Origin of the sequence: Defluviimonas salinarum, assembly GCF_026013545.1 — a bacterium.
GTDB classification, from domain to species: domain Bacteria; phylum Pseudomonadota; class Alphaproteobacteria; order Rhodobacterales; family Rhodobacteraceae; genus Albidovulum; species Albidovulum salinarum.
In genome coordinates, this window is sequence record NZ_JAPDOG010000006.1 from 1 (window position 1) to 19,889 (window position 19,889).

At 67.1% G+C, this 19,889-nt stretch carries 18 protein-coding genes; 13 read left to right on the plus strand and 5 right to left on the minus strand.

Annotation, left to right across the window (positions count from 1 at the left end):
- The first annotated feature begins 143 nt into the window (after positions 1–143).
- Both OM960_RS08210 and deoD read left to right on the plus strand, forming a co-directional pair.
- Positions 144–1,373, plus strand: coding sequence for an amidohydrolase (locus OM960_RS08210; protein ID WP_264771632.1), 1,230 nt, complete (start codon positions 144–146; stop codon positions 1,371–1,373).
- Between the two features lie 247 nt (positions 1,374–1,620).
- Positions 1,621–2,325: a purine-nucleoside phosphorylase gene (gene deoD, locus OM960_RS08215; RefSeq protein WP_264771633.1), complete on the plus strand. Its 705-nt coding sequence runs from the start codon at positions 1,621–1,623 to the stop codon at positions 2,323–2,325.
- A 15-nt stretch (positions 2,326–2,340) separates the two neighbouring features.
- On the opposite strand, the gene OM960_RS08220 is transcribed toward deoD, so the two are convergent.
- On the minus strand, positions 2,341–3,219 hold the full coding sequence (locus tag OM960_RS08220) for a LysR family transcriptional regulator (protein ID WP_263333877.1): 879 nt from the start codon (positions 3,217–3,219) through the stop codon (positions 2,341–2,343).
- Positions 3,220–3,316: 97 nt separating this feature from the next.
- Here OM960_RS08220 and glyA point away from each other — a divergent pair, with 97 nt between their 5' ends.
- Positions 3,317–4,636, plus strand: coding sequence for a serine hydroxymethyltransferase (glyA, locus tag OM960_RS08225; protein WP_264771634.1), 1,320 nt, complete (start codon positions 3,317–3,319; stop codon positions 4,634–4,636).
- Between the two features lie 86 nt (positions 4,637–4,722).
- Here the strand turns inward: glyA and OM960_RS08230 are convergent, their stop codons facing one another.
- Positions 4,723–5,589, minus strand: a complete 867-nt coding sequence (locus tag OM960_RS08230; RefSeq protein ID WP_263333880.1) for an urea carboxylase-associated family protein — start codon at positions 5,587–5,589, stop codon at positions 4,723–4,725.
- Between the two features lie 335 nt (positions 5,590–5,924).
- Here OM960_RS08230 and OM960_RS08235 point away from each other — a divergent pair, with 335 nt between their 5' ends.
- The 5 genes from OM960_RS08235 to OM960_RS08255 all read left to right on the plus strand — a co-directional run bounded on the left by OM960_RS08235 (position 5,925) and on the right by OM960_RS08255 (position 11,431).
- Positions 5,925–7,535, plus strand: coding sequence for a peptide ABC transporter substrate-binding protein (locus OM960_RS08235; protein ID WP_263333882.1), 1,611 nt, complete (start codon positions 5,925–5,927; stop codon positions 7,533–7,535).
- 62 nt (positions 7,536–7,597) lie between these two features.
- Positions 7,598–8,521 (plus strand): oligopeptide ABC transporter permease OppB, encoded by a 924-nt coding sequence (oppB, locus tag OM960_RS08240; protein WP_263333884.1) that lies wholly within the window; start codon positions 7,598–7,600, stop codon positions 8,519–8,521.
- Between the two features lie 3 nt (positions 8,522–8,524).
- Positions 8,525–9,451, plus strand: coding sequence for an ABC transporter permease subunit (locus tag OM960_RS08245; RefSeq protein WP_264771635.1), 927 nt, complete (start codon positions 8,525–8,527; stop codon positions 9,449–9,451).
- A gap of 1 nt (position 9,452) precedes the next feature.
- The gene (locus OM960_RS08250) at positions 9,453–10,421 is read left to right on the plus strand and encodes an oligopeptide/dipeptide ABC transporter ATP-binding protein (protein WP_263333887.1); all 969 of its coding nucleotides are present in this window, start codon (positions 9,453–9,455) and stop codon (positions 10,419–10,421) included.
- On the plus strand, positions 10,418–11,431 hold the full coding sequence (locus OM960_RS08255) for an oligopeptide/dipeptide ABC transporter ATP-binding protein (protein WP_263333889.1): 1,014 nt from the start codon (positions 10,418–10,420) through the stop codon (positions 11,429–11,431). The genes OM960_RS08250 and OM960_RS08255 overlap by 4 nt, the downstream gene beginning before the upstream one ends.
- Before the next feature lie 18 nt (positions 11,432–11,449).
- Here the strand turns inward: OM960_RS08255 and OM960_RS08260 are convergent, their stop codons facing one another.
- Positions 11,450–12,772, minus strand: a complete 1,323-nt coding sequence (locus tag OM960_RS08260) for a c-type cytochrome (protein WP_264771636.1) — start codon at positions 12,770–12,772, stop codon at positions 11,450–11,452.
- Positions 12,773–12,887: 115 nt separating this feature from the next.
- Positions 12,888–13,742, minus strand: coding sequence for a fumarylacetoacetate hydrolase family protein (locus OM960_RS08265; RefSeq protein ID WP_263333893.1), 855 nt, complete (start codon positions 13,740–13,742; stop codon positions 12,888–12,890).
- A gap of 145 nt (positions 13,743–13,887) precedes the next feature.
- Between OM960_RS08265 and OM960_RS08270 the strand changes: the two genes are divergently transcribed.
- The 4 genes from OM960_RS08270 to OM960_RS08285 all read left to right on the plus strand — a co-directional run bounded on the left by OM960_RS08270 (position 13,888) and on the right by OM960_RS08285 (position 18,035).
- Positions 13,888–14,940, plus strand: coding sequence for a dipeptidase (locus OM960_RS08270; RefSeq protein WP_264771637.1), 1,053 nt, complete (start codon positions 13,888–13,890; stop codon positions 14,938–14,940).
- Positions 14,937–16,142 carry a winged helix-turn-helix domain-containing protein gene (locus OM960_RS08275; RefSeq protein ID WP_264771638.1) on the plus strand — a complete coding sequence of 402 codons (1,206 nt, stop codon included), beginning with the start codon at positions 14,937–14,939 and terminating at the stop codon, positions 16,140–16,142. The genes OM960_RS08270 and OM960_RS08275 overlap by 4 nt, the downstream gene beginning before the upstream one ends.
- 90 nt (positions 16,143–16,232) lie before the next feature.
- Positions 16,233–17,126, plus strand: coding sequence for a DMT family transporter (locus OM960_RS08280; protein WP_264771639.1), 894 nt, complete (start codon positions 16,233–16,235; stop codon positions 17,124–17,126).
- Between the two features lie 141 nt (positions 17,127–17,267).
- On the plus strand, positions 17,268–18,035 hold the full coding sequence (locus tag OM960_RS08285) for an SDR family NAD(P)-dependent oxidoreductase (RefSeq protein WP_263333900.1): 768 nt from the start codon (positions 17,268–17,270) through the stop codon (positions 18,033–18,035).
- Between the two features lie 46 nt (positions 18,036–18,081).
- Here the strand turns inward: OM960_RS08285 and OM960_RS08290 are convergent, their stop codons facing one another.
- On the minus strand, positions 18,082–18,954 hold the full coding sequence (locus OM960_RS08290) for a MurR/RpiR family transcriptional regulator (protein ID WP_263333901.1): 873 nt from the start codon (positions 18,952–18,954) through the stop codon (positions 18,082–18,084).
- 145 nt (positions 18,955–19,099) lie between these two features.
- Between OM960_RS08290 and OM960_RS08295 the strand changes: the two genes are divergently transcribed.
- A complete protein-coding gene (locus OM960_RS08295) occupies positions 19,100–19,888 on the plus strand; it encodes an N-formylglutamate amidohydrolase (protein ID WP_264771640.1) in 789 nt (262 codons plus the stop codon).
- Position 19,889: the final 1 nt, after the last annotated feature.

The following is a 19,889-nucleotide window of genomic DNA, read 5'->3' on the forward strand; positions in this document are numbered from 1 at the left end:
CCATCTGCTCGTCCGTCAGCCAGAAAAGATTGCTCATCATCAACCCCGTCAGTCTGGAGCCTTGAATCACCCGGCGGCGGCAGCTTCAAGCAGATCAATGGGTCCTGACCCTAGGGGCGGGTCTTCGTCTCACCAGGGAGTATATGCACCGCGCTGGCGTCACCGTCGCCGCTGAACCTGGAGGCGTTTTGTCTCGACCACTCCAAGACGCGACCAACACCGTCTTTTCGGGTCCCGACGCTCCACTTCGGACGTATTTCATAGCTGATGGGAAATCGTTGGCCGCCATGCACTTCCAACGCGGCACGATGATTGAGGAAACCGAAAAGTTGTTGGATTGGGGTAAGGGCAAGACGGCGTTCATGCCCAAGCAGGTGAAGCTCTTCGCCGATGTAGCAGTCTACAGTTTGGCGATGCAGATGTCGGAGCCATATGTGGGCGGCGATTTCCACGGTGAGTGGATCATGCAGCCGGACAACTTCAACCCTGTTTTCGATGCTTATTGGGCGGCAGGCTATCAGATCCATGTTCATCAGACGGGTGACCTTGCCGTTGATATGATCCTGGACGCCGTCGAACGAAACATGCGCCGGATGCCGCGCGCAGATCACCGCACCACGCTTGTCCACTTCGGATATGCCCGTGAAGATCAGGCAGACCGGATCGCCGAACTGGGCTGCATCGTCAGCGGAAACCCGTATTACGTAACGGCGTTGTCAGATCGATATAGCGAGCTTGGACTTGGACAAGAACGTGCAGACGACATCGTTCCCCTTGGCCCGATCAAAGCCAACGGCACCCCGATCTCTTTCCACTCTGACGTACCGATGGCTCCAGGCGAGCCGCTATTTCTGGTCTGGGCTGGCGTGAACCGTACAACTGTATCTGGCCGCGTCGCGGGCCCTGAACACCGATTGTCCGTTGAAGATGCTCTGCGGGCAGTGACCATTGATGCCGCCCAATCCCTACGTTTGGAGGCAGAGATTGGCTCTATCGCTCCCGGCAAGTTTGCAAACTTCACAATTCTTGAAGAAGACCCATTCGAAGTAGAACCGGACAAGATCAAGGACATCGGCATCTGGGGCACCGTACTTGAGGGCGACATATTTCCGGTTTCCGACGACTTTGATCTGGACCGGGCGTCATTAACGCCTCCAAGGCATACGATAAGCCCGCCGGCAAAGCCGCAATATGCGCTAGCCGATGCATCAGGTATCGCACAGAAAGGAACTCTGGCCGGATGCTCTTGTTGCACCTCGCCCGTATCCCGCTCATGCATGTCATCTGCGGCTGGACAAGTCTCGGTAATTAGCTGTTGCGGAACCAACGCTTTGGGATGGGCGGTCGTGTCCGAATGGGCCTCCAAATCATAGGCAGGAAGCTCGCCGAGTATAGGTTTCCAAACGTCCCGCAGGCCCGGCACCTCATCCCTCACCTGATATCGCACGTGTAGGGACGGATGCCATACGCAGACCCGACGGATGCGGGACGCATTTCACACGCAGATTTTCAAGCAAATCCAACCTCTTGCCACCCTCCCTGCGGCCGAAGACACGCACCCCATTAACCTTCCCGCAACCCGAGCCTATACTTCGCGGGCACCAAACCGGCGAGGGCTCCATGACAATCCATATCGGCGCGAAACCCGGCGAGATCGCCGAAACCGTACTGATGCCGGGCGATCCCTACCGGGCGAAATGGGCGGCGGAGACGTTCCTCAAGGACGCGGTCTGCGTCAACCAGGTGCGCGGCATGCTGGGCTTCACCGGCACCTGGAACGGCCACCGGGTGACGATCCAGGGCTCCGGCATGGGGATGCCGTCGCTGTCGATCTATGCCAACGAACTCATTAGGGAATATGGCGCGAAGACGCTGATCCGGATCGGCTCGGCCGGGGCGATGCTCGACACGGTGAATCTGCGCGACGTGGTGATCGCGATGACCGCCTCGACCATCTCCACCCCCTCGCGCGGCTTCTTCAAGGAGATGCAGTTCGCGCCCGCGGCCGATTTCGGCCTTCTCGAACGCGCCGTCGCGGCGGCGCGGGCGAAGGGGACGCGCATCCATGTCGGCGGCATCTATTCGGCCGACGTCTTCTACGACGAACGCCCCGACCTGACCGAGATGCTGGCCCGCCACGGCGTGCTCGCCGTCGAGATGGAGGCGGCCGAGCTCTACACCGTCGCCGCGCGACACGGCGCCCGCGCGCTTGCGGTGCTCACGGTGTCGGACCACCTCCTCACCCATGAGGCGCTGCCCTCCGAAGACCGGGAACGCAGCTTCGGCGACATGGTCGAGATCGCGCTCGGGGCGGCCTTCGGCTGAACCGGCGGCGGGGCGTCAGCCACCGGGCCGCGCCAGCCAGTCGGCCACCCGCGCCGCCGGGCTGCCGGGTCGATGCGGCCGCGCGGACCAGAGGGAAAGGTCGCGCCCAAGCCGCAGCCGCGGCCCGAACGGTGCGACGAGCGCCCCGCTTTCCAGATGCCGCGCCACCAGCGCGCCGTGCCCCATGAGAACGCCCGCGCCGTTCACGGCCTCCTCGACCGCCAGCGCATAGAGCGAGAATACCGGCCCCTCCGGCGCGAAACCCGCCCCGGGCAAGGCGGCCTCAGCCCAGATGCGCCAGTCCTCCGCCCATACGCTGTCGGTGAGGCACGGCACATCGGCGAGGTCTTCCGGCCGGGCGAGCCGCGCGGCCAGCGACGGGGCGCAGACCGGGAAGATCTCGTCGGGCGCGAGCACCCTGCCCTCGCCCTCGGGCCGGTAGAAAAGGTTGAGGTCGAAGGGCGCGCGCTTCAGGTCCGGCGGCTCCTCCATCGCGGTGATGGAGATGGTGATCGCGGGCGCCGCGGCGCGGAGCGCCGGCAGCCGCGGCGAGAGCCAGAGCTGCGCGATCGCCGGCAGGGTCGCGATATGGACGGTGCCTGGCGCCGCCTCGGCCCGGAGCGCCTGCACCGCGAGGCCGAGACGGTCGAAAGCCTCGGTGAACTCCGGCAGCACCCGGTGCCCAAGTGCCGAGAGCCGCACGCCCTTCGCATGGCGTTCGAAGAGCGCCGCGCCAAGCCCGTCCTCCAGCGCCTTCACATGGGCGGCGACCGCACCCGGCGTGACGCCCAGTTCCTCGGCCGCCGCCGCGAAGCCGCCGAGCCGTGCCGCCGCCTCGAAGGCGCGGAGCGCGTTGAGCGGCGGGGCGTTCGGGCGGGGCGGCGCGACCGGCATCTGAGACTCATTTTATCTACGCCTAAATTCTCGCAAATCTGGTTTGCGCGGGCAAGGCCGCTCTGCTCGACTGGCTTCAGTCACAAGGAGACACATCATGGCCCATCTCGCCCATCGCCCCTGGGTTCCCGCCGCCTGCGAGGCGCTGATCCAGCGCCATGCCGAGGCGACCGCCGCGCCGTCGGCCGAGGTCGCGGCCCGGATCGACGGGCTGATCGCGCGCAATACCGAGATCCACGACCGCGACTGCTTCAACCTCAACCCCGCGACCAATGTCATGAACCCGGCCGCCGAGGCGGTGCTGGCGCGGGGGCTCGGCACCCGCCCCTCGCTCGGCTATCCCGGCGACAAGTACGAGATGGGGCTGGAGGCGATCGAGGAGATCGAGGTCATCTGCGCCGAGCTTGCCGCCGAGGTCTTCGGAGCGCGCTACGCCGAGATCCGGGTGTTCTCGGGCGCGATGGCCAACCTCTACGGCTTCATGGCGCTGACGAAGCCCGGCGACGCGATCATCGCGCCGCCCGCATCCGTCGGCGGCCATGTCACCCATCACGGCGCTGGTTGCGCCGGGCTCTACGGGCTCGTCACCCATGCCGCGCCGGTCGATGTGGACGGCTACACGCTCGATCTCGACGGGCTCCGCGCGCTGGCGCGGCAGGTGAAGCCAAAGCTCATCACGGTGGGCGGCTCGCTCAACCTCTTCGAGCATCCCGTGGCCGAGGTTCGCGCCATCGCCGACGAGGTCGGCGCGAAGGTCATGTTCGATGCCGCGCATCAATGCGGGATCATCGCCGGCCGCGCCTGGAAGAACCCGCTCGCGGAGGGCGCGCATCTGATGACGATGTCGACCTACAAGAGCCTCGGCGGCCCGGCGGGAGGGCTGATCGTGACGAACGCTGCGGAGATCGCCGAGCGGCTCGACGCGATCGCCTTTCCCGGCATGACCGCGAATTTCGACGCCGGGAGGGTGGCGGCGCTGGCGCTGACGCTACTGGACTGGCGCGACTTCGGCTCCGCCTATGCGGCGAAGATGATCGCTGTCGCGCGGGCGCTGGCCGAAGCTCTTGCCGCGGAGGGGCTGCCGGTCTTCGCCGCGGCGCGCGGCCACACCACTTCGCACCAGTTCGCGGTCGAGGCGGCCGCCTTCGGCGGCGGCCAGGCGGCGTCGAAGCTGTTGCGGAAGGCCGGGTTCCTCGCCTGCGGCATCGGCCTGCCGCTCGCCGACGTGCCGGGCGACCTGAACGGGCTCCGGATCGGCACGCCGGAACTGGTGCGCCGCGGCGTGACCGAGGCCGATGCGGGCGAGCTTGCGCGGCTGATCGCGGCGGGGCTTCGGGCGAATGATCCGTCGACGCTCGCAGGCGAGGTGGCGGCGTTGCGGCGCGGATTTACCGGGCTGCACTATGTGACGACGTAAGGACCGGGGCGCCGCCCGTCATCCAACGGTGCTCGAACCAATGGCGCACCAATGGACGACCCCGGGATATTTTCGGCAAGATGAAGTCAGAGGCCGTGGCTGCGGTCGTAGCCATTGGGCTCTGGCCCGGCCCATCCTGCCAGCGCCGCCGGGTCGGGCCGGAGGATCTCCACCCGGAGCGGATGACAGGCGGCGGCATCGGAGGAATGCTGGGCCGAGCAGTCGCCGCCCGGACAGGCCGAGAGGGCCCCGAGAAGGTCGATCTCGGCGAAGAACTCGATGTAGTCGCCGGGGCGCACGGGCGAGGCCTTCATGAAATACTGGCCGGTATCGCGGGTGAAGCCGGTGCACATGAAGACATTGAGGACATCGTGGACATGCGCCTCGGCCTCGCGGAGCGACAGGCCGGTCTCGGCGGCCAGCGCGCGGGTGAGGTTCGAGTGGCAGCAATGGTGGTACTGGCCGCCGTGGCTGAGGAGGTTGTGAGTATAGGGATCACAGCGCGTTCCGATCACGTCATGGACCGCGCCGCCGAAGTCGTCGAATCCGTACCAGTCGAGCGTGTCATGGATGATCGTCGCCATCGGCCTGAGATGAGGGAAGGAGGACCACATGCGGTCGCCGGTGGACAGGTGCGTGCCGTGGAGCGCCCGCGTCTTGCCGGAATAGAAGCGTTCCGAGAGGTCGCCCGCGTTCCAGAGATTGAGGTCGCCGACCTGCGGCCCCTCCACCGACTGGATGCGGAAGACATGCCCGGCCGGGACGCGAAAACAGGCCGCTTCGCGCGGCGGGACCAAAACCTCTCCGATGGGCGCGAGCCCGGCACGCAGGGCGCGAAAGCGCGCCATGTCGGGGACGGGCAAGGTGTCGGGCGGATAGCAGATCACCGGGCGGACGGCGCGGCGGGCTTCGGCGTCCTCGGGGGCGGTGGTCTCGGGGTGCTCTGGCTTCATAAGGTCCTCCAGTCGGGCCGACCCTGAGCGTGTCGGTGCCTCCGGTCAAGCGGGTCGAGCCGCGATTCGGCCGGGCGAGGCGGCGCAATAATGTTTGCCGGTGCGGCGCCTGAGCATTACTATTGTTCGGTCACACAAGGCATTTCTTGGGCGGCGCCCTACCGGATGCAGGGCCGTTCCGGCGAAGTGACCGGAAGCTCCGGCAAGTTGACGCAACGTACCTGTTTCGTACCGGCGCATTGATCTTGTGCGGCTGTACGCGCCGACTAGGCTTTTGCCACCTTGCGCGCAAAGCGCAGAAAAACAAACGACCAACAGCAGGAGGCGTTCACAAGATGAACAAGTTGCTTCTCACCACCGCCCTCGGCCTCAGCCTCGCCCTTCCGGCCTTCGCCGCCGAGGTCCAGCCCGGCGACACCCTCGCAGAGAACCAGGAATACACCTACCGGGTCCTCGACGCGATCAAGTCGATGGATCCGCAGATCAACACCGATGTCGATGGCGCGGGCATCATGCGCTCGCTCTTCGAAGGCCTCTACAACGAGGATCAGGTCGGCGGTCTCGTGCCGGGCGTGGCCACGTCCCACGAGCTTTCCGACGACAAGACAACTTACACCTTCCACCTGCGCGACAACGCCAAGTGGTCGAACGGCGATCCGGTCACCGCGAACGACTTCGTCTATGCCTGGAAGCGCCTCGCGGATCCCGCGACCGCCTCGGAATACGCCTGGTACATGGAGCTCATGCAGGTCGTGAACGCCTCCGAGGTCGTCGCCGGCGAGAAGCCGGTTGACGAACTCGGCGTCAAGGCCGTGGACGATCACACCCTCGAGGTGAAGATCACCGCGCCGCTCCCGTTTTTCCCGAAGATGCTGACCCACGCCTCGACCTTCCCCGTCAACCAGAAGGTCGTCGAGGCCCATGGCGACAAGTGGACGGATGCCGGCAATCTGGTCGGCAATGGCGCCTACGTGCTGAAGGAGCACATCCTCGGCGAGAAGGTCGTGATGGAGCGCAACCCGATGTACTGGGACGACGCCAAGACCATCATCACCAAGGCCACCGCGCTCACCATCAACGACGAGAACGCGGCGCTCACGCGCTATCTCGCCGGTGAGCTTGACCGCACCGACGTCCCGGCCGGCCAGTATCCGCGGCTCGAGGCGGAGCTTCCGGACGAGGCCAATTCGGTCCCGCAGTCCTGCTCCTACATCTACATGTTCAACCTCGACGAGGCGAAGGGGCCGGAGGCGCTGAAGGATGTCAACGTCCGCAAGGCGCTGTCCTACGCCATCGACCGCGACATCATCGTCAACAACGTCCTGCAGGGCGGGCAGGCGCCGTCCTACAACTGGACCCATGCCTCGACCGACGGCTTCGAGATGCCGGAGATCGACTATGCGTCCTGGAGCCAGGCCGACCGTCTCGCCAAGGCGAAGGAGCTTCTCGCCGAGGCCGGCTACGGCCCGGACAACCCGCTCGACCTGACGCTGAACTACAACACCTCGGAAGCGCACAAGAAGATCGCGATCGCGGTGCAGCAGTTCTGGAAGGGGATCGGCGTCAACCTCACGCTCAACAACATGGAGTGGAAGGTTCACACCGACAAGATGCAGAACCAGGACTTCGAGATCGCACGCTACGCCTGGTGCGGTGACTACAACGAAGCCTCGACCTATCTCGACCTCTTCACCTCGTACTCCGGTCACAACAACGGCAAGTTCCTGTCTGCGGACTACGACAAGCTGCTGAAGGACTCCAAGACGGCCGAGAACCCGGCCCCGCTCTACAAGGAGGCAGAGCAGATCCTCGCCGCCGAAATGCCCTTCGCGCCGATCTACCAGTACACCGAGGTTGAGATGATCAAGCCCGACATGCGCGGCATGAGCCTCAACAACCTGATGCAGAACTGGTACGTCAAGGACATGTACCGCGTCGCCAACTAAAGGCGGCATCCGGGGCGCGTCCTGACCGGGCGCGCCCTCACCTTTCGGCGGGATCCGGACCCATGCTTTCCTATATCGCCAAGCGCCTGGCCATCGCGGTGCCGACGCTTCTGTTGCTCATCATCATCTCGTTCCTCCTGATGCACGCCGCGCCCGGCGGCCCGTTCACGCAGGAACGCGCGCTGCCGCCGCAGGTGCTGGCCAATCTCGAGGCCAAGTACGGGCTCGACCAGCCGCTCTGGCGTCAGATGGCGAACTATGTCTGGGGCATCGTCGCGCATTTCGATTTCGGCCCGTCCTTCATCTACAAGGACCGTACCGTGAACGAGATCATCGCGCAGGGCTTCCCGGTCACGCTGACCTACGGCTCTCTGTCCTTCGCCCTAGCGGTCCTCGTCGGCGTCTCGCTCGGCGTCGCCGCCGCGATCCGGCACAATACCTGGCTCGACTACCTCGCCGTCGGCGTCTCGATCGGGGCGCAGGTGCTGCCGAACTTCGTCATGGCGCCGATCCTCGTTCTCGTCTTCACGCTCTGGCTACGCTGGCTTCCGGGCGGCGGCTGGGAAGGCGGCGAATGGCAATACATCATCATGCCCGTCGTCGCGCTCTCGACCTCATTCATGGCCTCGATCGCGCGGATCACCCGGTCGTCGATGCTGGAAGTGCTGAACTCCAATCACATCCGCACCGCCCGCGCAAAGGGCCTGCCCGAACGCAAGGTGATCCTGCGCCATGCGCTGAAGCCGGCGATGCTGCCGGTGATCTCCTATCTCGGACCGGCCTTCGTGACGATGATCACCGGGTCGGTCGTCGTGGACATCTACTTTTCCACCGGCGGCATCGGGAAGGCCTTCGTCGACAGCGCGCTCAACCGCGACTACGCGGTGATGATGGGGGTCACGATCCTCGTCGGCGCGCTCACCATCCTCTTCAACCTCGTGGTCGACATCCTCTACGCCTGGATCGACCCGAAGATCCGGTACTGAGCCATGGTCGTAGACACAATCAAGATGAAGAGCCTGAGCGACCGGCTCGCGGCCGAAGAGGTCAAGGGCCGCTCGCTCTGGGCCGATGCCCGCCACCGGTTCCTGCGCAACAAGGCCGCCGTCGTGGGGCTGGTCATCCTGTTCCTGATCGGCCTCTTCGCGATCTTCGGCAATTACGTCGCCGCCTGGTCGAACGAGGAGCTCGACTTCTCGGTGATGGGCCAGGTGGCCGATCTCGGCGGGCCGTCGCTCTCGAACGGCCATTATTTCGGCACCGACGACCTTGGCCGCGACCTCTTCGCGCGCACGGTACAGGGCACGCGGATCTCGCTCATGGTCGGCATCGTCGGCTCGCTGATCGCGGTCGTCGTCGGCACACTCTACGGCGCCACGGCGGGCTATGTCGGCGGCCGCGTCGACAATATCATGATGCGCACCGTCGATATCCTGATGTCGATTCCCTACATGTTCGTGCTGATCCTGCTCCTCGTGATGTTCGGCCGTTCGATCGCCATGCTCTTCATCGGCATCGGCCTCATCTCCTGGCTCGACATGAGCCGGATCGTCCGTGGCCAGACGCTCAGCCTCAAGCACAAGGAATTCATCGAGGCCGCGCAGGCCACCGGGGTTCCGAGCTTCACCATCATCTGGCGCCACATCGTGCCGAACCTCCTTGGCGTCGTTGCGGTCTACGCGACGCTCCTCGTGCCGCTGATGATCCTGACCGAGAGCTTCATCTCTTTCCTCGGCCTCGGCGTGCAGGAACCGCTCACAAGTTGGGGTGCGCTGATCTCCGAGGGCGCGGGCACGATCAACTACGGCACGCTCTGGCAGCTCGCCTTCCCGCTCTTCTTCTTCATCATCACGCTCTTCGCCTTCTTCTTCGTCGGCGACGGCCTGCGCGACGCGCTCGACCCGAAGGACCGCTGACATGGCACTACTCGAAGTCCGCGACCTCGGCGTCAGTTTCGCGACGCCCGATGGCACCGTGAACGCGGTGAACGGGGTGAACTTCACCCTCGACAAGGGCGAGACGCTCGGCATCGTCGGCGAAAGCGGCTCCGGCAAGAGCCAGCTCTCGTTCGCGATCATGGGGCTTCTCGCGAAGAACGGCCGGGCGACGGGATCGGTGATGTTCGACGGTCGGGAAATCCTGAACGCGCCGCCCCATGTCATCAACCCGATCCGCGCCAACAAGATCGCGATGGTCTTCCAGGACCCGATGACCTCGCTCAACCCCTACATGCGGGTCGCCGACCAGATGGCCGAGGTGCTGATCCACCACAAGGGCATGGGCAAGTCCGAAGCGGTCCAGGAAGCCGTGCACATGCTCGATGCGGTGAAGATTCCCGACGCCAAGGGCCGCGTCGGCCTCTATCCGCACGAGTTTTCGGGCGGGATGCGGCAGCGGGTGATGATCGCGATGTCGCTCCTTTGCCGGCCGGAACTGCTGATCGCGGACGAACCGACGACCGCGCTCGACGTGACCGTGCAGGCGCAGATCATGACGCTGCTCGCCGATCTCCAGCGCGATTTCGGCATGGCGACAATCCTCATCACCCACGACCTCGGCGTGGTGGCAGGGTTCTGCGAGGACGTGCTGGTGCTCTATGGTGGCCAGGTGATGGAGCAAAGCCCGGTCGATCCCTTGTTCCAGACCCCGACCCACCCCTATACGCGCGGCCTCCTCCGGGCGATCCCGCGGGTCGACCACGAGGGCGAGGATCTCGACTCGATCCCCGGCAGCCCGCCCAACATGACGAACGCGCCGAGAGGCTGCCCCTTCGCGCCGCGCTGCGACTTCGCGGCCGACGACTGCCGCGACCACCTTGCCGCCCTCACCGAGTTCGCGCCCGACCGCTGGCGCGCCTGCAACCGCACGCTGGAGGAGCTTGCATGACCGAACCGCTGCTTCGCGTCGAAGACCTGCGCGTCACCTTCGAACTGAAACGCGCGGGCGACATGCCCTGGACGAAGCCCCGGCTTCTCCATGCCGTCTCGGGCGTGAATTTTGAGCTTTTCCCCGGCGAAACCCTCGGCGTCGTCGGCGAGTCGGGCTGCGGCAAGTCCACGCTCGCCCGCGCGCTGATCCAGATGGTGCCGGCGACCGGCAGGGCGGTCTGGCAGGGCAAGACCGACCTCCTGTCGCTCTCGCGGCGCGAGATGCTGAAATACCGCGCCGATATCCAGATGGTGTTCCAGGATCCGCTCGCGAGCCTCAATCCGCGCATGACCGTGGGCCAGATCATCGCCGAGCCGCTCAAGGTCCACAAGCCCGACCTCGACCGCGAGGAGGTCAAGACCCGCGTCAAGAAGATGATGGACCGGGTGGGGCTTCTCCCGAACCAGATCAACCGCTACCCGCACGAATTCTCCGGCGGCCAGTGCCAGCGGATCGGCATCGCCCGCGCGCTGATCGTCGAGCCGAAACTTCTCATCTGCGACGAGCCGGTCTCGGCCCTCGACGTCTCGATCCAGGCGCAGGTGATCAACCTTCTCGCGGAACTGCAACGCGACCTCGGGCTCGCGATGATCTTCATCGCGCATGACCTGTCGGTGGTGAAGCATATCTCCGACCGGGTCATGGTGCTTTATCTCGGCCGCGAGATGGAGGTGGCGACGAGCCGCGATCTCTATGCCGAGCCGCAGCACCCCTATACCCAGGCGCTTCTCTCGGCCGTGCCGATCCCCGATCCGGTCGCCGAGCGGGCGAAGGTGATGATCCCGCTCGAAGGCGACCTGCCCTCGCCGCTCTCGCCGCCGTCGGGCTGCGTCTTCCGCACCCGCTGCCCGCGCGCCGAGGCCCGCTGCGCGGACAAGGTGCCGGAACTGACGCTCGGCGACCACGGGGTGGCCTGCCACTTCCCCGGCCCGATGATCGGCGCGCGCAGGGCTGTGGAACCGGCCTGACGACTGCGCGCGGCGCGTCTAGTCGGGCGCCGTCGCCGCTTTCAGGAACGCGATCAGGTCGGCGCGGTCTTCCGGGGCCGCGATCCTCTGCATCGGCATCTTCGATCCGGGGATGAAGCGATCGGGCCCGAGGTCGAAGAGCCGGTCGATCGTGCCATCGCTCCAGACGATGTCGGAGCCTTCAAGCGTCGCGGAATAGCCATAGCCCGCGACCGTCCCGGCGGGCCGGCCAAAGAGGCCGTGAAGCGTCGGCCCGGCGCGGCGCCCGCCCTCGGGGCCGAGCGCGTGGCAGATCGAGCACTTGCGCTGGAACTGGCGCTCGCCGTTCGGCATCTCCTCTGGCGGGGTGAGAAAGCTCTGCCCGGAATCCTCGATCCGCACCCCGTCGAGATCGTCAAGCGGCCAGCTGTACATCGCGCTGTCGAGCCCGCCGGCATGGATGTTCGTTCCGTCCGGCGCGAAGGCCAGCGCCCAGACCGGACCTTTCAGCGTCGCGCGGAAGTCGTCGGCGATGCGCCACGCGGCGGTGTCCACGACCATGATGTAGCCCTGCGCATCGCCCGCGGCGAGCCGCTGCGAGCCTGCATGATAGGCCATCGCCAGGATCGGCCGCCGGTCGAGCGTGAAATCGGCCAGTTCCTCGCCCCCGGGCAGTTTCAGGATGCGGGTGCCGCCATCGACCGCACCGTAGGCGAGCCAGGTCTCATCCTTGTTCACCACGAGTGTGTTGATGCCGAACCCGTGCGCAATGAGCTGGCCGAGCGCGGCGCCGCTCGCCGCGTCCCAGAGCCGCAGCGTGCCGTCCGCCGAGGCGGTGTAGAGCCGCGCGCCGTCGGACGAGAAAGCGACATCGGTGACGCTGTTTCGGTGCCCGTCGATCACGACGGGACCGCTCGCGCCCGAGACATCCCAGATCCGCGCGGTGCCGTCCCAGCTTGCCGAGGCGATCCGCCGCCCGTCCGGCGTCACCGCGAGCCGCACGACCTTTCCCGCGTGCCGGCCGAGCTCGCGCCCCGCCCCGGTCGCTGTATCCCAGACCCGGACCGTGAAGTCGTCGCCCGCCGAGGCGATGCGCCCGCCGCCGAGATCGGCGACCGTATTGACGGCCGCCCTGTGCCCTTCCAGCCAGCTCGGCCGGCCGCTGCGCCAGAGGCCCACGGAATTGTCGAAACTCGCGGTCAGGATCGTCCCGTCCGTGCCGGTCGCGATGCCCATGACTGGACCACCGTGACCTTTGAGCGTGAAGAACTCCTGCGCCTGCGCACCAGAGGCCAGACCCCAGAAAGCGGCCGCGCAGAGCGCGGCCCGTGCGGGCATCCATCGGTCCACGGTCGTCGGCATCACCGCCCCCCGGCGTTCGCCCCGCCGATGCGCGCAGCACCCGGCCGGGCCGCGACACTATAGGCCGGGACAGGCCTTCGGGTCCATTGATCGGGCCACAAGCGGCGGCGTGACCTCAGCCCCGCACCACCCGCTGGGTCTGCACGCCGAGCCCCTCGACGGACAGCCGCATCACCTCGCCGCCCTTCAGATAGGCGGGCGGCTTGCGGCCCATGCCCACACCCGGCGGTGTCCCGGTCGCGATCACGTCGCCCGGCTGGAGCGACATGAAGCGGCTGACATAGGCGACGAGGAACGGCACCTTGAACACCATCGTCGCCGTCGCGCCGTTCTGGCAGCGCTGCCCGTCGATCTCCAGCCACATCCTCAGATTGCCGACATCGCCCGCCTGGTCCGGCGTCACCAGCCAGGGCCCGATCGGCCCGAACGTGTCGCAGCCCTTGCCCTTGTCCCAGGTGCCGCCGCGCTCGATCTGGTATTCGCGCTCGCTCACGTCGTTGACGACGCAATAACCCGCGACATGCGAAAGCGCATCGGCCTCATCGATATAGGCGCCGCCCTTGCCGATCACGACGCCAAGCTCGACCTCCCAGTCGGTCTTCTGCGAGCCGCGCGGCAGGATCACGTCGTCATCCGGCCCGTTGATGCACGAGGTCCATTTGTTGAAGATAACCGGTTCCTCCGGCACCTTCATCCCGGCCTCGGCGGCATGGTCGGCATAGTTGAGCCCGATGGCGATGAACTTGCCGGTGCTGCCGACGCAGGGACCGAGCCGGAGCCCCGCCTGTGGCACGCCCTCGACCAGCGGCAGCGCCGCGGGATCGAGGGCCGCGAGCCGCGCGAGGTTTTCGGGCAGAAGCGCCTCTCCCGCGACATCGGCGATAATACCGGAGAGGTCGCGCACCCGCCCCTCGCCGTCGATCAGACCGGGCTTCTCCGCGCCCTTCGCCCCGTAGCGCACCAGTTTCATGCGAGCCCCCCTGTTTCGGCGCAGGCTGACCGGCGCGCCCGGTACGGTCAAGTCCGGATCGGCCGGCCTTGCGCTTCGCCGCGCTTCGCGCGAGGCTCGGGGTCCGGCCTCGGAGCGGCCGGATCCATCCCAGCGCCGAGGCAGCATGATTCCGGTTTTCGACGGCCACAACGATTTCCTCCTCAGGCTCCTGCGCGAGCCCGCCGACCGCGAGGCGATCTGGCTCACCGGAAACGGCAAGGGCCATCTCGACCTGCCGCGAATGCGGGCCGGCGGCCTCGCCGGGGGCTTCTTCGCGGTCTATGTCCCCTCGCCCGACGCCGAGGCCTCGCTCGACCTCGACGCGCTGATGGATGCCCCGCCCTACGACCTGCCCCTGCCCGGACCCGTCGGCGCGGATGCCGCGCAGCCTGTTGCGGCGGCGATGGTCGGGCATTTGATGTGGATGGAGCGCACCGGAACGCTCACGATCTGCCGCTCGGTCGATGATATCCGCGCCGCGATGGCGGCGGGAAGGATCGCCTCGATCCTGCATTTCGAGGGCGCCGAACCGATCGGCGAGGATCTCGACGCCCTGCATCTCTGGCACGCCGCCGGGCTCAGATCGCTCGGCCCGGTCTGGTCGCGCCCCACCGCCTTCGGCCACGGCGTCCCGTTCCGCTTCCCCGGCGAACCGGACACCGGCCCCGGCCTGACCGAGGCGGGAAAGCGCCTCGTGGCCGAATGCGACCGGCTTCGCATCCTGATCGACCTCAGCCACCTGAACGCGAAGGGCTTCGACGATGTCGCGGCGCTTTCCGGCGCGCCGCTCGTCGCCACCCATTCCAACGCCCATGCGGTCACCCCCTCGACCCGCAACCTCACCGACCGCCAGCTCGCCGCGATCCGTGCCTCCGGCGGCATGGTCGGGCTCAACTTCGCAACCGTGTTCCTGCGTCCCGACGGCCGCCGCGCGTCCTTCGACGGCTGGGACCCGGTCCTGCGCCATCTCGACCACCTGATCGAGCATCTCGGCGAAGACCACGTCGGCTTCGGATCGGATTTCGACGGCGCGATGGTGCCGGAGGCGATCGGCGATGCGCGCGGCCTGCCGCGGCTTCTCGAGGCGCTCGCGGCACACGGCTATGGCGAGGCGCTGATCCGCAAGCTGGCGCATGAGAACTGGCTGGCGGTGCTGGACCGGACCTGGGGTCGATGACCGCCCCGGTCCTCGACAACGAGCGCGCGCGGCGGCTCTTTCTCGACCGTCACGCGCTTCTGGAGCCGCCCTCCGGACCGGCGCGGGGCGAGGCCCTGATGGCGCTGATCCACCGGCTCGGCTTCGTGCAGGTGGACAGCATCAACACGGTCGAACGCGCCCATCACATGATCCTGTGGTCGCGTCGCCAGAGCTACCGGCCGGCGGATCTCAAGCGCCTTCTGGAACGCGACCGGGCGCTCTTCGAGCACTGGACCCACGATGCCTCGGTCATTCCGGCGGAGTTCTTCCCCTACTGGAGGCTCCGCTTCCGCCGCGACGCCGAGCGCATGCACGCCCGCTGGACCGCGTGGCAGGGCGCCGAGTTCCACGACAAGGTCGAGGACGTGCTGGACCATGTCCGCTCGCGCGGCCCCTGCGGCTCGGGTGAGGTCGGAACCGACGAGCAGCGCGGCAAGGGCGGCTGGTGGGAATGGCATCCCTCGAAGACCGCTCTGGAATATCTGTGGCGGACGGGTGCGCTTTGCGTCTGCCACCGCCGCAACTTCGCCAAGGTCTACGACCTGACCGAGCGTGTCCTGCCCGACGCCCACCGGCTGCCGGAACCGGCCGAGGCCGCAACCGTGGACTGGGCCTGCAGCGCCGCGCTCGACCGGCTGGGCTTCGCCACCTCGGGCGAGATCGGGGCGTTCTGGGATCTGGTGACGCCGCAGGAGGCGAAGGACTGGTGCGACCGCGCGCTGGCGCGGGGTGAGATCGCCGAGGTCCGGATCGAGAACCATGACGGCAGCCTGCGCCGCTGCCTCGCCCGGCCGGGTCTCGACGACGCCGCCGCCGCGCTGCCCGCCCCGGCGAACCGCATCCGCATCCTCTCGCCCTTCGACCCCGCGCTGCGCGACCGCAAACGGGCCGAGCGGCTCTTCGGCTTTCACTACCGGATCGAGGTCTTCGTGCCCGAGCCGCAACGCCGCTTTGGCTACTATGTCTTCCCGGTGATGGAGCGCGACCGGCTGATCGGCCGGATCGACGCGAAATGCCTGCGCGCCGAGGGCGTGCTCGCCGTAACCTCCTTCTGGCCCGAGGCGGGCATCGCGATGGGCGCGGGCCGGCTGGCCCGGCTCGAAGCCGAGCTTGCCCGGCTCGGACGCTTCACCGGCTGCCAGGAGGTGCGCTTCTCCGCCGGCTGGCTGCGCGCGGCCTGACGGGCGAAAACCGACGCCGCCGTACGTCGGCATCGGAACAGACGATGGCCACCGCCGTTCCCCACTTTACTTGGGGAAACGGAGGCGCACATGGATCATGTCGTAAGCTATCGCAAGGGCGTGGGGCTGGTGCTCTTCGCGGCGGTCCTGTGGTCGCTCATGGGGCTCGCGATCCGCTCGCTCGGCGATGCGGGGACATGGCAGGTGCTGTTCTACCGCTCGCTCGGCATGGCACCGGTGCTCTTTCTGACCGTCGCCTGCCGCTCCGGCGGGCGCCCGTTCCAGCGCATCCGTGCCGCGGGATGGCCCGGCTTTATCGGCGGCTTCGGGCTCGTCTTCGCCTTCGCGGGCGCGATCTACGCCATCCAGTCGACAACTGTCGCCAATGCCGTCTTCCTCTTCGCCGCGGCACCGCTCTTCACCGCGGTCATGGCCTGGCTGATCCTGAAGGAGCCGGTCCGCCGCGCGACCTGGGGCGCGATCGCGCTCGCCGGGATCGGCATGTTCGTGATGGTCCGCGAGGGCCTTGCCATCGGCGCCGGCTGGGGCAATGTCGCGGCACTCTTCTCGGCGGCGGGGTTCTCCGCCTTCACCATCGCGCTCCGCTGGGGCCGGGTCGCCAACATGCTGCCCTCGGTGCTGATCGGCGGCGTGCTGTCGGTGATCGTCGCGGGCGCGGTCATCGCGCTCCGCGGCGAAAGCTTCGCCCTGCCCCCCCGCTCCATCGCCATCGCGATGCTGATGGGGGCGGCGCTCCTCGGCTTCGGGCTCGCAATCTACACCACCGGCAGCCGGGTCGTGGAGGCGGCCGAACTCGGGCTTCTCACGATGGCCGAGGTGATGCTGGCGCCGGTCTGGGTCTGGCTCGTCCTCGGCGAAAGCGCGAGTTCTGGCACCTTCATCGGCGGCGCCGTCCTTCTCGCCGCCATCGCCTTCAACGCCGCGACCGGAATGCGTCACCGCCCGCCCGCACTGACAACCTGAGGGACGGGATCTGGGCGCGGCTGGCCATTTCGCGACACCCGCAAGCGTCGAGACACGTCCCCGCCTCACGGCTCCAACGTTGTCGCGAGCGGCGTACCGTGTCACAAAATCTCATCCGGTCCTCAGATAGGGATGGCGGCGATGCGGTTTGATTTCACGGACAAGCGCGTGCTGGTCACCGGGGGAACGCGGGGCATCGGCCGCGCGACCGCCGAGGCGTTCCTCGAAGCTGGCGCGAGGGTTGCCGTCAATGGCCGAACGCCCGCCTCCACGTCCTCGGCGATTGCCGCGTTGGGAAGCGGGGCGAGGCTCGTCTCCGCTCCTGGAGACGTGGCGACGGCCTCGGGATGCAAGGCGATCGTCGACGCGGCCATCGAGGGGCTTGGCGGGCTCGACATGCTGGTCAACAGCGCGGGTGTCGGCGATTCAGGCCCCATCGAAGAGATCGACGAGGCCTTTTGGGACGAGATGCTCGCGGTGAACCTCAAGGGAACGTTCTTCTGCATACGCTGGGCGCTCGGGGCGCTGCGCGAAAGCAAGGGCAATATCGTCAATGTCGCCTCGGACGCCGGCCTCATGGGCGATGTCGGGAGTGGCACCGTCTATTGCGCGTCGAAGGGCGGCGTCGTGAACATGACCCGCGCCATGGCGCTTGAACTCGCGCCCGATGTCCGGGTGAACTGTGTTTGCCCCGGTTACGTCGACACCGACATGGTGCGCCGTGATGGCATCGACCGGGCCGCTGATCCGCTGGCGGCCGAACGGGCGCTCATCGACTACGCGCCGTTGAAGCGCATCGCGGCACCCAGCGAAATCGCCACCTCGATCCTCTACATGGCGTCGGACGACGCGCGTTTCGTGACGGGTGCCGCGTTCCAGATCGATGGCGGATCAACGGCGGGACAGTGAACCAGACCGGAATGATCCGCCGGCGCCGACTTTCGCAGCGGCATGCTCACTTGGAGCGGCGGAAGAACCTGGCCCTTGCGTAAAGCTCCTCCAGCCGCTTCATCCGCGCCTGCGTCTCCTCCCAGGTCAGGCTCTGGATCGCGGCCATCAGCGTCTCGACCAGAACCTGGATCGCCACGGTCGAATCCCAGGCCGAGGGCGCCTCGATATGGGCCGAGAGCCGGTAGCGTGCCCGCTCGGCGGCGGGGGAGACCCACTGGTCGGTGATCAGCACCACCTCGGCGCCCTGATCGGCGGCCATCTCGACGAGGGTGAGCACGTTGTTTTCGTAGCGCCTGATGTCGAAGGCGAGGAGCACATCGCCAGGGCCCATGTCGATCAGGGCGGGCGGCCAGGCGTTCGATGTGTCGGAGATCAGCGCCACGTCGCGGCGGATGACCTTCATGTGGGTGACGAAGTAATCCGCCATCGCATGGGTGATCCGCCCGCCCATCGCGAAGATCTTGCGGTTCTTGTCGGCCATAAGCCCCGCGACGGCATCGAACTCGGCATGGTCGATCTGGCCGAGCGTGGCCTGCAGGTTGCCCACGACGGCATCGGCGAAGCGGTTGAGGATGTGGGTGTCGGGCACGCCGCCGGCCCAGCGGTCATGCTTGGCGATGGGCGAGATCAGCCGCTCCTCCACCTCTGCCCGCACCACCGTCTGGAAATCCGGATAGCCCTTGTAGCCGAGCTTCTGCACCAGCCGCACCACCGTCGGCGTCGAGACTTCGGCCCCCTTGGCGAGCGCCGTGATCGAGCCCAGCACCGCCACCGGATAGTGCCGCGTGATGTGCGAGGCGAGCTGCCGCTCGGCCCGCGTCAGCCCGTCGAAACGCGCCCTGATCTGCTGTTCGACGGTCTTTGCGGCGCCGGGCATCGTCGGTTCTCCCCCCCTCAGCGCCGGGCGCTTGCCGGCAGAGAAAGTAAAGATCGTAACAGAGACCACAGTCAAGAAAATATCTTGACAGAAACGCGGTCATCGGAGGAGCCTTGAACAGGGAGTCGGGGAGGATTCCGGGACGATGACGGGGGCGACAGCCAAGACCCTTCCGGTCGTGATGACCGAGAACCGCGAGGCGCGCGGGCCATTTCTCATCGTTTGCGAACATGCCTCGAACCACTTCCCGGCGGCATTCGGGACGCTCGGTCTCACGCCCGAGGCGCGGTCGGCGCATATCGCGTGGGATCCGGGCGCGTTCAACCTCGCGCGCGGGCTGTCGAAGGCCCTCGACGCGCCCCTGGTCGCGGCCAACCTCTCCCGGCTCGTCTACGACCTGAACCGCCCGCCCCACGCGGCGGGCGCCATGGCGGAAAGAAGCGAGGTCTATGACATTCCCGGCAATGCGGACCTTGCCGAAGCCGAGCGGCTCAGGCGCACGGAAGCCATCTACCTGCCCTTCCACGCCGCCCTTCATGCCGAGATCGCCCGGCGGCTCGCCACCGGCCAGCCCCCGGTGATCGTCACCGTCCACAGCTTCACGCCGGTGTATTTCGGCCAGCACCGCAACGTCGAGCTCGGCGTCATCCACGACGCCGACCCGACCTTCGCCACGGCCGTGCTCGCCGAGGCAAAGGCGCTCACCGGGCTCGACTGCCGCATGAACGAACCCTATTCCGCCGCCGACGGCGTGACCCATACGCTGCGGCTCCAGGCGACGCCCTACGGGCTGCACCACGTCATGCTCGAAATCCGCAACGATCTTCTGGCCGACGATCTCGCCGTCGCGGCGATGACCGACGGGCTTGCCCCGGTGCTCGCCGCGGCGCTGGCGCGGATCGGCGCCGGCACGAACAGGAAGGCAGCGATCTGAC